At 51.9% G+C, this 16,183-nt stretch carries 14 protein-coding genes; 8 read left to right on the top strand and 6 right to left on the bottom strand.

From position 1 onward, the window contains the following. Positions 1-31 precede the first annotated feature (31 nt). Complete coding sequence (gene fucP, locus LY264_RS04645; RefSeq protein WP_008785696.1) at positions 32-1,342, bottom strand: L-fucose:H+ symporter permease; 1,311 nt, start codon at positions 1,340-1,342, stop codon at positions 32-34. Positions 1,343-1,905: 563 nt separating this feature from the next. Between fucP and fucA the strand changes: the two genes are divergently transcribed. Both fucA and fucO read left to right on the top strand, forming a co-directional pair. Beyond that, complete coding sequence (gene fucA / locus LY264_RS04650; protein ID WP_003825656.1) at positions 1,906-2,553, top strand: L-fuculose-phosphate aldolase; 648 nt, start codon at positions 1,906-1,908, stop codon at positions 2,551-2,553. Positions 2,554-2,564: 11 nt separating this feature from the next. Then, positions 2,565-3,713 carry a lactaldehyde reductase gene (gene fucO, locus LY264_RS04655; RefSeq protein ID WP_003825658.1) on the top strand — a complete coding sequence of 383 codons (1,149 nt, stop codon included), beginning with the start codon at positions 2,565-2,567 and terminating at the stop codon, positions 3,711-3,713. Between the two features lie 76 nt (positions 3,714-3,789). Here the strand turns inward: fucO and xni are convergent, their stop codons facing one another. The 5 genes from xni to queF all read right to left on the bottom strand — a co-directional run bounded on the left by xni (position 3,790) and on the right by queF (position 10,313). Continuing rightward, the gene (gene xni, locus LY264_RS04660) at positions 3,790-4,545 is read right to left on the bottom strand and encodes a flap endonuclease Xni (RefSeq protein ID WP_048225352.1); all 756 of its coding nucleotides are present in this window, start codon (positions 4,543-4,545) and stop codon (positions 3,790-3,792) included. A gap of 169 nt (positions 4,546-4,714) precedes the next feature. Continuing rightward, positions 4,715-6,082 carry an L-serine ammonia-lyase gene (locus LY264_RS04665; protein ID WP_003034070.1) on the bottom strand — a complete coding sequence of 456 codons (1,368 nt, stop codon included), beginning with the start codon at positions 6,080-6,082 and terminating at the stop codon, positions 4,715-4,717. Positions 6,083-6,135: 53 nt separating this feature from the next. Further along, positions 6,136-7,425, bottom strand: coding sequence for an HAAAP family serine/threonine permease (locus tag LY264_RS04670; protein ID WP_003034073.1), 1,290 nt, complete (start codon positions 7,423-7,425; stop codon positions 6,136-6,138). A 561-nt stretch (positions 7,426-7,986) separates the two neighbouring features. Beyond that, positions 7,987-9,351 carry a nucleotide 5'-monophosphate nucleosidase PpnN gene (gene ppnN / locus LY264_RS04675; RefSeq protein WP_003840366.1) on the bottom strand — a complete coding sequence of 455 codons (1,365 nt, stop codon included), beginning with the start codon at positions 9,349-9,351 and terminating at the stop codon, positions 7,987-7,989. A 113-nt stretch (positions 9,352-9,464) separates the two neighbouring features. Further along, on the bottom strand, positions 9,465-10,313 hold the full coding sequence (queF, locus tag LY264_RS04680; RefSeq protein WP_003825665.1) for an NADPH-dependent 7-cyano-7-deazaguanine reductase QueF: 849 nt from the start codon (positions 10,311-10,313) through the stop codon (positions 9,465-9,467). Positions 10,314-10,381: 68 nt separating this feature from the next. On the opposite strand from queF, the gene syd reads away from it, so the two are divergent. The 6 genes from syd to LY264_RS04710 all read left to right on the top strand — a co-directional run bounded on the left by syd (position 10,382) and on the right by LY264_RS04710 (position 16,179). Further along, positions 10,382-10,927, top strand: a complete 546-nt coding sequence (gene syd / locus LY264_RS04685) for a SecY-interacting protein (protein ID WP_048225351.1) — start codon at positions 10,382-10,384, stop codon at positions 10,925-10,927. Positions 10,928-11,559: 632 nt separating this feature from the next. Then, positions 11,560-11,889, top strand: coding sequence for a YqcC family protein (locus LY264_RS04690; protein ID WP_003825670.1), 330 nt, complete (start codon positions 11,560-11,562; stop codon positions 11,887-11,889). Beyond that, positions 11,889-12,671, top strand: coding sequence for a tRNA pseudouridine(65) synthase TruC (gene truC, locus LY264_RS04695; protein WP_003825671.1), 783 nt, complete (start codon positions 11,889-11,891; stop codon positions 12,669-12,671). The genes LY264_RS04690 and truC overlap by 1 nt, the downstream gene beginning before the upstream one ends. Positions 12,672-12,690: 19 nt before the next feature. Further along, positions 12,691-13,140 carry a flavodoxin gene (locus LY264_RS04700; RefSeq protein ID WP_003825676.1) on the top strand — a complete coding sequence of 150 codons (450 nt, stop codon included), beginning with the start codon at positions 12,691-12,693 and terminating at the stop codon, positions 13,138-13,140. 343 nt (positions 13,141-13,483) lie between these two features. Then, positions 13,484-14,836: a galactarate/glucarate/glycerate transporter GudP gene (gene gudP, locus LY264_RS04705; protein ID WP_048225345.1), complete on the top strand. Its 1,353-nt coding sequence runs from the start codon at positions 13,484-13,486 to the stop codon at positions 14,834-14,836. Positions 14,837-14,838: 2 nt separating this feature from the next. Continuing rightward, the gene (locus LY264_RS04710; RefSeq protein WP_048225342.1) at positions 14,839-16,179 is read left to right on the top strand and encodes an enolase C-terminal domain-like protein; all 1,341 of its coding nucleotides are present in this window, start codon (positions 14,839-14,841) and stop codon (positions 16,177-16,179) included. Positions 16,180-16,183: the final 4 nt, after the last annotated feature.

Below are 16,183 nucleotides of genomic sequence, written 5' to 3' on the forward strand. Positions count from 1 at the left end.
CACAGATTCCTCACGTTATTCGGATAAATATTCAGTTGGCTGCCGTTTGTGAACGGAAGCGGGCAAAAATAAAGATGATGGCGAAGCAAAGCGCCGGGACCAGTTCAGCGGTCGGGATATTGCCAGCGGCATCGCTGACAAAGCCCATCACCGGGGTCACAATGCCGCCGCCAATGATGGTCATGACGATAAAAGACGAGCCGTATTTGGTGTCTTGTCCCAGATTTTTGATCCCCAGAGAAAAAATGGTTGGGTACTGAATCGACATAAATGCGCTGCACAACGTCAGGGCCAGCAGGCCGATCTGGCCACCGGTGAAAGCGGAAATCAGGCACAGAATCATGGCAAGCAGGGCATATGCGGCCAGCACTTTATGCGGCGCAAAGCGACTGATAAGCCAGGTGCCGGAGAAACGACCGATAAAGAAGCACACCATGGTGCCGGTCAGGTAGTTGGCGGCGAAACCTGGCGTCATGCCTGGGATCTCTTCGATTGCGTAGCGAATCAGGTAGCTCCAGCAGGCAGTTTGTGCACCGACGTAGCAGAACTGCGCCAGTACCGCCCAACGCCAGTGACGAATGCGCACCAGGCGGGAAAGAGACGCGGAGAATGAACTCTGAGCGTTGTCACTGTGATCGTCACTTTGCAGGGTCGGAAACTTGGTAAACATGATCAGCAGGGCGACCAGCAAAACGACCGCGACGATGATCATATAAGGGGTTTGAACCGATAACACCAGGCTGTGCTTGTAGGCGCTTAGCTGTTCTGGCGCCATCTTATCGAGTACGTCTTGAGATTGATGTGGCACATTAGACAAAATAAGACTTTGCCCAAAAACAACCGCAATAATGGCACCAAATGAGTTAAAAGTTTGCGCGAGATTTAATCGGAAATGACCGCCGCTTTCCGGGCCCAGTACGGTTACAAAGGGGTTGGCAGCCGTTTCCAGACAACCTAAGCCCGCCGCAATAATAAATAGGCCAATCAGGAATAAGGTGTAATTCATTACCTCTGCCGCTGGCCAGAATAATGCTGCACCGATGGCATATAAGAATAATCCGGTAATAATGCCTGCTTTATAACTTAGTTTTTTCATCAAGATCCCGGCCGGGATTGGAATGACGAAATAACCAAAATAAAAAGCAGATTGAATCAGACCAGCCTGAAAGTTTGTTAATGTAAAAGCTTGCTGAAATTGTGGTAATAAAATGTCATTAAGATTATTGGCAACCGCCCAAAGAAAAAACAGTGAACAGAGTAACGCGAAGGGAATGACATAATTTTTTGTCTGCCCCCGCTCTACCGCATGAAAACTTTGTGTTTGTATTGATGTGTTTCCCATAGCATCCTCATCAGTTCATAAGCATGTTCAACAGCTTAAGAGTACGATTGGTGATTTTTACCAACCTGCTAATCCAGGTGAGTTCCGGTAACCTGCCAGATAAAATTGGCCTTCATGAATGAACTCATGAATTCATTTTCAAATAAAAACCGGCCATTAATATGATGGTGGTCACATTTATGCTCAGGGTGTGGGTTTATGTGATTATCATCACTTTAATTTCTTTAAAACAATGACCGTTTGAGAAAAATAAATTAAAAAGCCACAGGGATAATGCCCGAATTAATTAGTTAAGTGGAAAACGGGCAATGGTAACAATTAATTCGCAAATGACCGTTTTACAATGATTTTATTAAGAACGGACATTTTGCAATTGTAATATTATGCCTGCATGTTTTTATTCAGCGTTATTAGTTGATGAACATCACAAAATCCAGTGCTAAAAATTCCCTTCTCTTTATTCAGCATGATGATAGTTAGCAAATACCCGCTTAAATCAACAGAGCGTCGAGGTATTAGCAATGTTCTGTTGTCGCATTTTGACTCACTGAGAGAGGTAAGTAATGGAACGAAATACGCTGGCACGGCAGATTATCAATACCTGCCTGGAAATGACCCGTCTGGGGTTGAATCAGGGGACTGCGGGTAATGTAAGTGTGCGTTACCAGGACGGGATGTTAATTACCCCGACGGGTATTCCGTATGACAAACTCACCGAATCCCACATTGTGTACATCAACGCTGAGGGGCAGCACGAAGAAGGGAAATTACCTTCCAGCGAGTGGCGGTTCCATATGGCCGCTTATCAGACGCGTCCCGATGCTCAGGCGGTGGTCCATAATCATGCTGTGCATTGTACTGCTGTTTCTATTCTCAACCGGCCAATCCCGGCAATCCATTACATGATTGCGGCGGCTGGCGGTAACTCAATTCCCTGTGCGCCATATGCGACATTTGGCACGCGTGAGCTTTCCGAGCACGTTGCGGTAGCGCTGAAAAACCGAAAAGCAACGCTGTTGCAGCATCATGGGCTGATCGCCTGCGAGGAAAATCTGGAAAAAGCCCTGTGGTTAGCGCATGAAGTGGAAGTGCTGGCGCAGCTTTATCTCAGCACGCTGGCGATTACCGATCCGGTTCCGGTACTGGACGATGAGGCTATCGCTATTGTGCTGGAAAAATTCAAAACATATGGATTGCGTATTGAAGAATAGGAGATAAAACGATGGCGAACAGAATGATTCTGAACGAAACGGCATGGTTTGGCCGGGGAGCTGTTGGCGCATTAACCGATGAAGTTATTCGTCGTGGTTATCGCAAAGCGTTGATTGTGACTGATAAAAATCTGGTGCAGTGCGGCGTTGTTGAGAAGGTGACTTCCCGAATGGATGCTGCAGGTCTGGCATGGGAAATCTATTCAGGCGTTATTCCTAATCCAACCATTGCGGTAGTGCAGGAAGGATTGAGTGTCTTTCAGCAAAGCGGCGCAGACTATCTGGTCGCCATTGGTGGAGGCTCCCCGCAGGATACCTGTAAAGCGATTGGCATTATTAACAATAACCCGGAGTTTGCGGATGTACGCAGCCTTGAAGGGTTATCGCCGACACGCTTCCCGAGCGTGCCAGTTATGGCTATCCCAACCACAGCGGGAACGGCGGCGGAAGTGACCATTAACTACGTGATCACTGACGAAGAGAATCGGCGTAAGTTTGTTTGTGTCGATCCACATGACATCCCGCAGGTGGCGTTCATTGATGCTGACATGATGGACGGCATGCCTGCTGCATTAAAAGCGGCTACTGGCGTAGATGCACTGACTCATGCCATTGAAGGCTACATTACGCGGGCTGCGTGGGCGCTTACCGATGCGCTGCACATTAAAGCCATCGAAATTATTGCCGGGTCATTACGCGGTTCCGTTGCGGGCGACAGCCAGGCGGGGGAAGCGATGGCTCTGGGCCAGTACGTTGCCGGGATGGGTTTCTCCAACGTAGGTCTGGGATTAGTGCATGGCATGGCACACCCGTTAGGCGCGTTCTACAACACGCCGCACGGCGTCGCGAATGCCATTTTGCTGCCGCACGTGATGCACTATAACGCCGAATTCACCGGGGAAAAATTCCGCGATATCGCCCGGGTAATGGGGGTTAAGGTTGAAGGACTGACGCTGGCAGAGGCACGCAAAGCGGCGGTGGATGCCGTCTTCGCCCTTAATCGCGATGTAGGTATCCCACTGCATCTACGCGATGTTGGCGTCCGTAAAGAGGATATTCCTGCGCTGGCGCAAGCCGCATTTGACGATGTTTGTACCGGGGGAAACCCGCGTGAAGCGAGCCTTGGGGATATCGTTGAGCTGTACCATACCGCCTGGTAATCACCTGGCGTTTATCTGGCCTACAGGGTTGTACAATAAGTAGGCCGGATAAGCGCAGCGCCATCAGGAAATAAGGCTACCGCGCCAGCCGTAGCTGTTGTAAGTTTCCGTCGATATGTAAGTCTGTTTGCAGCCGCGCGATATCGCGGCACAAAAACGCCATCTCCCGATGTTCTTCGAGTTTCTTACGCCATTTCTCCGGTACGTCATCCAGATGTTCATACAGCGCTTCCAGCGTTGGAAACTGTGCCAGCAGTTGTGTGGCACTTTTAGGACCAATACCGGCAACCCCCGGTATTTTAGAACTGCTGATCCCGGCCAGTCCCCAGTAATCAGGCAGCTGTTGCGGCAGTACGCCGAACTCTTTTTCGATAAACGGCGCATCCAGCCAGCGTTTCTGGAAATAATCACGAATACGCAGCGTCGGGGAGAGTAGCTGACAGTAGCCTTTATCGGTTGAGACGATAGTCGCCTGGTGTCCCGCCTGGCTAACTTTCACCGCCAGAGTGGCGGCTAAATCATCGGCTTCATTCCCGCTGGATACCCAGCAGCAGACGCCGCGCTGTTCAAAAGCGGCGCGTAAGGCGGGCATTTCCTGGTGTAAATCGTCAGGCATCGGCGGGCGACCGGCTTTGTAGTCAGGTAACCGTTGGTGACGCCAGCCGCTGTTACGCGCTTCATCATCAAATACCGCCACGGCGTGCGTGGGCTGACTGTGCATAATCAGCTGATCGAGCGCGTGCTGACATGCCTCCACGCAGGGGGAGCCCTGTACGGCGTGAATACGGCGGATGAGATTCAGTGCATCAACAATGAGTAGGTGGACGGCCACGGTGTTCTCCCTAACAAATTAGTCTGTAGGGTAACATTCACGACGAGTGGAGACGAGCATTGCGAAAGAGCGCTATCCGTAAGCCTGATAAGCGAAGCGCCATCAGGCAATAAAAGCCGGATGCGGCGAGCGCCTTATCCGGCCTACAGATACGAAAATGTGCTGAGAATTAATCGCAGGTGACAATCTTCATCGCCAGACCACCACGAGAGGTTTCGCGGTATTTGGCGTTCATGTCTTTACCGGTTTCGTACATGGTCTCGATAACTTTATCGAGGCACACGCGTGGTTCACTGGTACGGCGCAGCGCCATACGTGCAGCGTTCACCGCTTTAACCGAAGCAATGGCATTACGCTCAATGCACGGTACCTGAACCTGGCCGGCAACCGGGTCGCAGGTCAGACCCAGGTTGTGTTCCATACCGATTTCTGCCGCGATGCACACCTGCATTGGGCTACCACCCAGCAGTTCAGCCAGACCAGCCGCTGCCATGGAGCAGGCGACGCCAACTTCACCCTGACAACCGACTTCGGCACCAGAGATAGAGGCGTTCATCTTGTACAGTGAACCAATGGCGCTCGCGACCAGCATGTAGCGTGCCAGCGAGTTAGCGTTCACTTCACGGATAAACTTGTCGTAATACGCCAGTACGGCAGGAACAATCCCGCATGCACCGTTGGTTGGTGCAGTCACCACGCGTCCACCGGCTGCGTTTTCTTCGTTCACGGCCAGCGCGAACATGTTGATCCAGTCAACAACCGCCATCGGGTCAGTGGTGGTTTTGTCACTGCTGACCAACATGCGACGCAGCGCAGCAGCACGACGCGGAACGCGCAGTTTGCCCGGCAATACACCTTCGGTGGTGATGCCGCGTTCAATCCCGCTACGCATCACTTCCCAGACGTTAGCAAAATGCTGTTCCAGCTCTTCTTTGCTGTGCAGCGCCAGTTCATTTTGCATCATCAGACCGGAAAGCGACAGGCCGGTTTCCTGGCAATGACGTTGCAAATCAGCTGCGGATTTATACGGATATGGCACGTTTACCGGAGAGTTGTTCGGTAAACCAAAATGTTCTTCATCAACGATGAACCCACCGCCAATGGAATAGTAAGTCTGGCTGTAAATGGCCTTTTCGCCCGCCAGTGCGGTAATGCGCATCCCGTTTTCGTGCAGGGATAGATTGTCCGCATGGAAATTCATGCACTTGTCGACCGGGAACTCGACCTCATGTTGACCGTCTGCCAGCAGCAAACGCCCATGAGTATTCACATCCTGGATAAAGGACGGAATGGCATCAATGTCTACGGTATCCGGCAGATTACCCGCCAGGCCCATAATAATCGCGATGTCGGTATGGTGACCTTTCCCCGTCAGAGATAAAGAGCCATAGACATCAACCACTACGCGGGTTACGTCAGTGAGAATTCCGCGTGCAATCAGGTCATCCGTGAATTGTTTGCCTGCTTTCATCGGGCCAACAGTGTGGGAGCTGGAAGGGCCAATGCCGATTTTGAAAATATCGAATACGCTAATCATGAGGCGTCCATTGTGTATCGAGGTGCGCCGCCCCGAGGAGCGGCGCAGGGGAATTAACTGAACAGAGAGTAGAAAATAGCGGAGATAGCGATCAGGCCCATAATCACAACGAAGACGTTGCTGATATGGCCGCTGTACTTACGCATTGCCGGTACTTTCTGAATGGCATACATCGGCATCAGGAACAGAATCATCGCGATGATTGGGCCACCCAGGGTCTCAATCATGCCGAGGATGCTTGGGTTCAGCGTCGCCACAATCCAGGTGGTTACCAGCATGAACAGAGCAGTGATTTTGTTCAGTTTGTTGATTTCGATGGATTTGCCTTTGCCACGCAGAGACTTAATCACCATACCATTGAAGCCTTCACGTGCGCCCAGGTAGTGGCCCAGGAAGGATTTGGTGATAGCGATAATCGCGATGATCGGTGCCATCCAGGCAATAATCGGCGCGTTAAAGTGGTTCGCCAGGTAAGACAGAATCGAGATGTTCTGCTCTTTCGCTGCTGCCAGGTCTGCCGGAGTCAGGCTGAACACGCAGCTGAAGACGAAGAACATAACGGTCAGTACCATCATGATGTGAGCGAATGCCAGAATCTTGGAGCATTTTTTCTCTGCTTCATCACCGTACTCTTCACGCTTCGCCACGGCGAAGGAGGAGATGATCGGAGAGTGGTTGAAGGAGAAAACCATTACCGGAATTGCCAGCCACAGGGTCAACAGCAGGCCGTTGCCGGTGGTTGCCGCAGAGTCAAATGACATGGTTTCCAGAATCGCACCGCTCCACTGAGGGATCAGGTACAGCGCCAGCAGCATCAGAGCCGCAACGAACGGGAATACCAGGATGCTCATCGCCTTAACGATCATCTGCTCACCGAAGCGCACGATGGTCATCATGCCGACAATCAGGATCAGTGACAGGATTGCGCGCGGCGGCGGCGTAATCGCCAGCTGGTGGGTCAGGAAGCTTTCAACCGTGTTGGTGATTGCTACGCTGTAAACCAACAGAATCGGGTAGATAGCGAAGAAGTAGAGCAGGGTAATCAGTTTACCTGCACCAACACCAAAGTGTTCTTCTACAACTTCGGTGATATCTTCACCCGGATTTTTACCGGACAGCACAAAGCGAGTCAGGCCGCGGTGTGCAAAGAAAGTCATTGGGAAGGCAAGGATCGCCATGATGATCAGCGGGATCATACCGCCTACGCCTGCGTTAATCGGCAGGAACAATACACCCGCGCCAATCGCCGTGCCGTAAAGGCCCAGCATCCACATGGTATCTGTCTTGCGCCATGCGCTGCGGGTCTGGCCCGTAACGATAGTGCTGGTTTGAGTGTTTTCCATCTATTTCTCCTGGAGGAAGCTTAAAAAGTCGGGTTTGGGGTCAATCCAATGAGAAAGTACCCGACTGTAAATCGAAATTCGTTGAGCGATTTTTTATATAATTTTTCGCCGTAATAATTTGCGGGCGGAAAGATACATTTTAGTAATGAATGTATCAGTGATCGGGATCCCAAATGCAATAATCCACCTTTTATGTGGATAAATTTGGGCCATTAATCTGTTAAAAAATAGTCAAAGCGAATTTACGGGCGCGAAGGCTAACATTAACGACATATCTCATGAAAGCGAAGGCGCGAAGATACGAGCGTTGCGCTGTAAAAACTGTTGTTTTTAGATGATTTCGGCGACTAATAATAATTTTCTAAGATAAATCACGGTTGGTTTTTCAAGGTAATCGTTTGCGTATCGCGTTATATTTAACGACATATCATTGGTATTTATATAATCGTCTGAGCTATGTGACTGGTATCACTAAAAAAAGCCGGGAGGCGCATGCGCCAAACCCGGCTTTGATATGGACAAAACTGTCACCGCTATAGCGCTGCTAGCGGGTGTTGAAGGTCAGGCGCAGATCTCGTAGCAAGGGATGTACGCGGAGCCTGGCAACTTCATGCGATGTTGTGCAACAAAGCCCTGCAGGAGATCGTCCATGCGGCGCATCATTTCGCGGTCACCGTGGATTTTGTACGGGCCAAACTCTTCGATGGCGCGAATGCCGACCTCCTTCACGTTACCGGCCACAATACCCGAGAATGCACGACGCAGGTCGGCGGCCAATACTTCAACGGGTTGATCCGGGTACAGCTTCAGGTTGGCCATGTTTTCATGGGACGGCTCGAACGGCATCTGCAAATCAGGTGCGATACGAATCGACCAGTTAAAGCTGTAAGCATCTCCTGTGTCGCGACGGTTTTCTTTCACCAGCGGCATCGCTTTTTTCATCAGACGCGCCACTTCTGCCGCATCGTCAATGATAATGCGATAGTGGCGACGCGCATCTTCCCCCAGCGTGTGCACGATAAATTCGTCCAACACGCGGAAGTAATCCGCACTCTCTTTTGGTCCGGTCAGGATCAGCGGCAGCACTTGATCTTTGTTGGCCGGATTCATCAGGATCCCCAGCAGATACAGCAGCTCTTCTGCTGTCCCTACGCCACCCGGGAAGATGATAATACCGTGGGCGATACGCACGAACGCTTCCAGACGTTTTTCAATGTCCGGCATGATGATCAGTTCGTTTACCAGCGGGTTAGGCGGTTCAGCGGCGATGATTGACGGTTCGGTCATGCCAATAAAGCGGCTGTCTTTGTATCGCTGCTGGGCGTGGCCGACCGCAGCGCCTTTCATTGGCGCTTCCATCGCCCCCGGACCGCAGCCGGTACAGATGTTCAGTTCGCGCAGACCCAGTTGGGTGCCGACGCGACGGGCATACAGGTACTCATTTTCGTTGATTGAGTGACCGCCCCAGCAGACGACCATGTTCGGCGCTTCACCGACGTGCAGCGCCCGGGCATTACGCAGGATCGAGAAAACGAGGTTGGTAATATGCACCGAGCTTTCGAGATCCAGATGCTGAAAACGACCGGCGTTATGGATCTGGCCATTGACGAACAGAATGTCGCGCAGTACGGCAAACAGGTTAGCCTGTAGCGCACGAATAATGCGTCCATCAACAAACGCATCTTCAGGTGGGTTGATCAGTTCCAGCTTCACGCCCCGTTCGCGGCGCAGTACGTTAATATCGAAACTTTCAAAGCGGGACAGCAGTTCTTTACTGTTGTCGGTCAAACTGCCGGAGTTCAGAACGGCAAGCGAACAGTTACGAAACAGTTGATACAGGTCGCTGCTGGCCGTGCGTTTAAGCATATCGACTTCCAGCTGCGACAACATATCCATTGAGCCAAGCGGGCTAATATGTGTAATCAAGTAAACTCCTTATGGGACGCAACACGTCATTCCCTATTGATTACAATAGCCCTGGCTTATGACCTTTCACAACCTTGCGCGCGGAATCCGGCACGCAAAATTGAGAAAAAAGATTACTGACGTACCAGACGACCGGTTGCCGGAGTGAAATCGGTGTTGGTGCGCCATGGGTTAATGTCCAGACCACCACGTCGCGTGTAGCGTGCGTAGACGCTCAGTTTCTCTGGCTGGCAGAAGCGCAGAATGTCATTGAAAATACGTTCCACGCACTGCTCATGAAATTCATTATGGTGGCGGAAGGAGACCAGATAACGCAGCAGCTTCTCTCTGTCGATTTTCCGTCCACGATACTGAATTTGTATGGAGCCCCAGTCGGGCTGGTGGGTGATCAGACAGTTGGATTTCAGCAGGTGGCTGACCAGCGTCTCTTCGACTGCCTTTTCACCGCTCACGGCATTTTCCAGATACGCAGTGCTGAACTGATAGTTGTCGATGACGATATCCTGATTGTCGATACAGGTCCCATTAAAGTGGGCTATCGGCTGCCCTTCCAGTTCGTCAAGGCGGTACAGCGCCACGCTGACATCGCCCTGAGCGCAGGCGCGCAGATCGTTTTCCAGCGTCTGGCGTACCGCGTCCCAGGAATCAAAACGCGTCTGGTTAAAACTGTTCAGGTACAGCTTAAAGCTTTTCGACTCAATCAGATTTACGCTGGTGTAATCCAGCTCCACATGACCGACCGCGACTTGCGGTAAGCCGTTGGCATTCAGCCACGACAGTTCATACAGCGTCCAGATATCCGCACCGTGAAAGGGCAAGTTATCGGCCTTTAAATCCAGCGGGTCGCGATTCAGGCTGCGCGGAACGCCCTGCAACAGACTTGCATCGTAATTGTCTCGGTAATCCGTTGATTTACCGAGTGTCAGGCCGTTAAGCGCCTGATGATTTTCATAAGAGGACATGTTTCACCGTCATAAACCAGATACACTATGCGACAAGTGTATCCTGGCTTTTGTGAAGAGAGAAATCAGTGGACGAATTGACAGCGCAGGCGTTGATAGCCTTTACGACGCGTTATTGCGACGCATGGCATGAAAAAAACAACAGTTGGCCGCTCAGCGAAGAGCTGTATGGCGTACCTTCTCCGTGCATCATTTCTTCCACAGACGATGCCGTATTTTGGCAGCCTCAACCTTGTGTCGGCGAAAATAACCTCAATGCGGTTGAACGGGCCTTTGATATTGTGGTACAACCTGCCGTTCACGCTTTTTACACTACCCAGTTTGCTGGTGATATGCACGCGCAGTTTGCGGATGAAAAGCTCACGCTGCTGCAAACCTGGAGTGAAGATGACTTCAGGCGCGTTCAGGAAAACCTGATTGGTCATCTGGTTACGCAAAAGCGCCTCAAGCTATCACCTACGCTTTTTATTGCCACACAAGATAATGAGCTTGACGTCATTTCGGTGTGCAATCTGTCCGGTGAAGTGTGCAAAGAAACGCTGGGAACCCGTAAACGAACGGTGCTGGCGGCCTCACTTGCGGAATTCCTCACTCAACTTAAGCCAGTTCTGTAATCCAGTTTGCCCTGAATCTTGTGAGAGATCTCTTACAAGCCCTGTAGGACATTGCCAGGTGATAAGTAAAGACTTAATGAATTGATAAAATAATAATTTATTATTATTCAATTGGTTAGTGTTTTATTGTCAACTTTCATACGAAAATAATCGTAAGGATAAGCCTGTAAGCATCTTGTAAGACAAAGCGAAACAGGCGATTCTATATCTGTCGACAAGGAGTCGCACAACGAAGAGAACATCAGGATGATGGCTCTTCGCCAGGACACACCAGGACGGTGTTGCAAGGACAGGCTTCAGGACGAAGCAAAGAGGAAGACGCTGGATGCGTTAAAGGACACCTCCAGGATGGAGAATGAGAGCCGGTCAGGATGTTCGGCGGGTCTGGATGGCCAGGATACTTCAGGATGAAGTTTTCACATCGGGGTGATGTGAGCAGGATGCAAAAGTTCAGGATGAACACGGTCGCAAGACCACAGGAAAAGTTGTCACGGATGAGCAGGGAGCACTAAAAGTAGCTGGAATGCTGCGAAACGAACCGGGAGCACTGTTTTTACAGTGCTCCCTTTTTTTATTTCCCTTCACTAGTGCTATTCTTCGCGCCAGATTTTTTCATCATTGAGGTTAATTTCATGACGACTCATGACCGTGTGCGCCAGCAGTTACACGCACTTGAAGCGCTACTGCGTGAACATCATCACTGGCGGATGGATGAGCCAGCAGAGCATCTGTTTACCAGTACGCAGCCTTTTTGTATGGATACCATGGAGCCGGTCGAGTGGCTGCAGTGGGTGTTGATTCCCCGCATGCATACGTTGATTGATAACGCGCAGCCGCTTCCGCAAGCTTTTGCCGTCGCACCGTATTACGAAATGGCGCTGGCAGCCGATCACCCGCAACGCGACATTCTTCTGGCGGCATTGCAGGAGCTGGATGCGCTGTTTACAAGTGATAACGCCTGATGCTGGAAATTCTTTATCAGGACGAATGGCTGGTCGCCGTCAATAAACCTTCGGGCTGGTTGGTTCACCGCAGTTGGCTTGACCGGGATGAGAAAGTGGTGGTGATGCAAACGGTGCGCGACCAAATTGGTCAGCACGTATTTACCGCCCATCGTCTCGACAGACCAACCTCCGGCGTGCTGCTGATGGGACTGTCCAGCGAAGCCGGGCGTTTGCTGTCCCAGCAGTTTGAACATCATCAAATTCAGAAACGCTATCATGCGATTGTGCGTGGCTGGCTGATGGATGATGCCGTGCTGGATTACCCGCTGGTCGAAGAGCTGGATAAGATTGCCGATAAGTTTGCCCGTGATGATAAAGGCCCGCAGCCTGCTGTCACCCATTATCGTGGCCTGGCAACGGTAGAAATGCCGGTAGCGACCGGGCGTTATCCGACTACCCGTTACGGGCTGGTGGAACTGGACCCTAAAACCGGTCGCAAGCACCAGCTCAGACGCCATCTGGCGCACTTGCGCCATCCGATTATCGGCGACAGCAAGCACGGTGATTTGCGGCAAAACCGCAGCGCCGCAGAGCATTTCGGTTGCCAGAGATTGATGCTGCATGCCAGCCAGCTTGCGCTGACCCATCCTTTCACCGGCGAACCGCTGGTTATTCGAGCCGGACTGGATGACGTCTGGATGCAGGCGTTATCACAGTTTGGCTGGCGTGGACTTCTCCCTGAGAATGAAAGGGTTGAGTTCAGCGGGCTGTCAGGTCAGGATGAGCAGATAGATTCTTAAGTCCCAGGAGATTACGGTTATGGCGGAAATTGGAATTTTTGTCGGCACGATGTACGGAAACGCGCTGCTGGTTGCCGAAGAGGCCGAAGCTATTTTGACGGCGCAGGGTCATAAAGCTACGGTGTTCGAAGATCCGGAGCTTAGCGACTGGCAGGCATATCAGGATAAATATGTACTGGTGGTGACTTCCACGACCGGGCAGGGCGATCTGCCGGATAGCATCGTGCCGCTGTTTCAGGGGATCAAAGATAATCTCGGTTTCCAGCCAAATCTGCATTACGGGGTAATTGGGCTGGGCGACAGTAGCTACGTTAATTTCTGCAATGGCGGCAAGCAGTTCGATGCGCTGTTGCAGGAACAAAGCGCCCACCGTGTAGGAGAAATGCTGCTGATTGATGCCAGCGAGCATCCTGAACCGGAAAGCGAATCCAATCCCTGGGTAGAAAACTGGGGAACCTTGCTTAAATAACTCCCTCGCTCGTACGGGCATGCAACCCTCCTTTGAACCGCAAGCCGGGCCAGGCGAAGCCGCTACCCGGCAATAAAACCCCAATTACGTGAACTAACTTCCACTACTTTGGGCTTATGCCCCAAACAACTTCTCACTGCCTCCCTAATGTTGTGTTCATGCACGGTGAGGGTCAGTGGCACTCCTTCATATACTTTTCCCGTCAGTTCCCGGAATGGCAGCGAGTCAGAATAAAACGGCCCTGAGCTGTACCAACACTGCCACACACTAACCTCTCATTCTGATCACCCTACAGGTGCTGTACAGAATGAACTGGCGAAAGCCAGGATTCAGGAGTGCAACAATGAGTTCATTAAGTCAGGCGGCGAGCAGCGCGGAAAAACGCACTAACGCTCGCTACTGGATAGTGGTGATGCTGTTTATCGTCACATCCTTCAACTACGGCGATCGCGCCACCTTATCCATCGCCGGTTCGGAGATGGCCAAAGACATTGGTCTGGATGCGGTAGGGATGGGGTATGTATTCTCCGCTTTCTCATGGGCCTATGTTATCGGCCAGATCCCCGGCGGCTGGTTGCTCGACCGCTTTGGTTCAAAACGCGTTTATTTCTGGTCCATCTTTATTTGGTCCATGTTTACCCTGCTGCAGGGTTTTGTCGATATCTTCAGTGGTTTCGGCATTATCGTTGCGCTGTTTACCCTGCGTTTCCTCGTCGGTTTAGCTGAAGCGCCCTCCTTCCCCGGCAACAGTCGTATTGTGGCGGCGTGGTTCCCGGCACAGGAAAGGGGCACGGCGGTCGCTATCTTTAACTCTGCGCAATACTTTGCCACCGTTATCTTCGCGCCAATCATGGGTTGGCTGACCCACGAAGTGGGTTGGTCGCACGTGTTCTTCTTTATGGGCGGTCTTGGGATTGTTATCAGCTTCGTCTGGCTGAAGGTGATTCATGAACCGAACCAGCACCCGGGCGTAAACCAAAAAGAGCTGGATTACATTGCCGAAGGTGGGGCGCTGATCAACATGGATCAGGCGGCAGCCAAAACCAAAGTGCCGTTTAGCGTGAAGTGGGGGCAAATCAAACAGCTGCTGGGTTCACGGATGATGATCGGGATTTACATCGGCCAATACTGCATTAACGCGCTGACCTACTTCTTTATCACCTGGTTCCCGGTTTATCTGGTGCAGGCTCGCGGTATGTCGATTTTGAAAGCTGGCTTTGTTGCTTCGGTTCCGGCCATTTGCGGATTCGCCGGCGGCGTGCTCGGCGGCATTATTTCCGACTGGCTGATGCGCCGTACCGGTTCGCTGAATATCGCCCGTAAAACGCCAATCGTACTCGGTATGCTGCTGTCGATGGTGATGGTGTTCTGTAACTACGTCAATGTGGAGTGGATGATCATCGGCTTTATGGCGCTGGCCTTCTTCGGCAAAGGTATCGGTGCGCTGGGATGGGCAGTGATGGCTGATACCGCACCTAAAGAGATCAGCGGTCTGAGCGGCGGTTTGTTCAACATGTTTGGCAACATCTCCGGCATCGTCACGCCAATTGCTATCGGCTACATCGTCGGGACTACCGGCTCGTTTAACGGCGCGTTGATTTACGTCGGGGTACATGCGCTGATTGCGGTGGTGAGCTATCTGGTGCTGGTGGGCGATATTAAACGTATCGAACTGAAACCTGTCGCAGGACAATGATGATGACAACACAATCGAGTCCCGTTATTACCGATATGAAGGTCATCCCGGTGGCCGGTCATGACAGCATGCTGCTCAATATTGGCGGCGCGCATAACGCATACTTTACTCGTAATATTGTGGTGCTCACCGATAATGCCGGAAACACCGGTGTCGGTGAAGCGCCAGGTGGCGAAGTGATTTATCAGACGCTGGTGGATGCGATTCCGCAGGTGTTGGGCCAGGAAGTGGCGCGCCTGAATAAGGTGGTGCAGCAGGTGCATAAAGGCAATCAGGCCGCTGATTTTGACACCTTTGGCAAAGGCGCCTGGACCTTTGAACTACGGGTCAATGCGGTAGCGGCGCTGGAAGCCGCATTGCTCGACCTGCTGGGTAAGGCGCTGAACGTGCCGGTTTGTGAACTGTTAGGGCCGGGCAAGCAGCGCGATGCGGTCACCGTACTCGGCTATCTGTTCTACGTGGGCGATCGCACAAAGACCGATTTACCGTATCTGGAAAGTACGCCGGGAAACCATGAGTGGTATCACCTGCGTCATCAGCAAGCGATGAACAGTGAGGCTGTGGTACGTCTGGCTCAGGCTTCGCAGGATCGCTACGGCTTTAAAGATTTCAAACTCAAAGGTGGTGTACTGCCTGGCGAGCAGGAAATCGACACCGCTCGTGCGCTGAAAAAATGCTTCCCGGATGCGCGTATTACGGTTGATCCCAACGGTGCCTGGCTGCTGGATGAAGCCATCTCCCTGTGTAAAGGGCTGAACGATGTTCTGACCTACGCCGAAGATCCATGCGGCGCTGAACAGGGTTTTTCTGGCCGTGAAGTGATGGCCGAGTTCCGCCGTGCTACCGGGCTGCCGGTCGCAACGAACATGATCGCCACCAACTGGCGTGAAATGGGCCATGCGGTGATGCTGAATTCAGTAGATATTCCGCTGGCCGATCCGCACTTCTGGACCCTTTCTGGCGCGGTACGCGTGGCACAGTTATGCGACGACTGGGGCCTGACCTGGGGCTGCCATTCTAACAATCATTTTGATATTTCCCTGGCGATGTTCACCCACGTTGGTGCGGCTGCACCGGGTAATCCAACGGCTATTGATACCCACTGGATCTGGCAGGAGGGCGATTGCCGCCTGACCAAAAATCCGCTGGAGATTAAAAACGGAAAAATTGCGGTACCCGATGCGCCCGGTCTGGGCGTGGAACTGGACTGGGATCAGGTACAGAAAGCACATGAAGCCTATAAGGCGCTGCCCGGTGGCGCGCGTAATGACGCAGGCCCAATGCAGTATCTGCTCCCCGGATGGACTTTTGACCGTAAACGTCCCGTTTTCGGCCGCCACTAATTTT

The organism is Citrobacter portucalensis, assembly GCF_023374935.1.
Classification (GTDB): domain Bacteria; phylum Pseudomonadota; class Gammaproteobacteria; order Enterobacterales; family Enterobacteriaceae; genus Citrobacter; species Citrobacter portucalensis.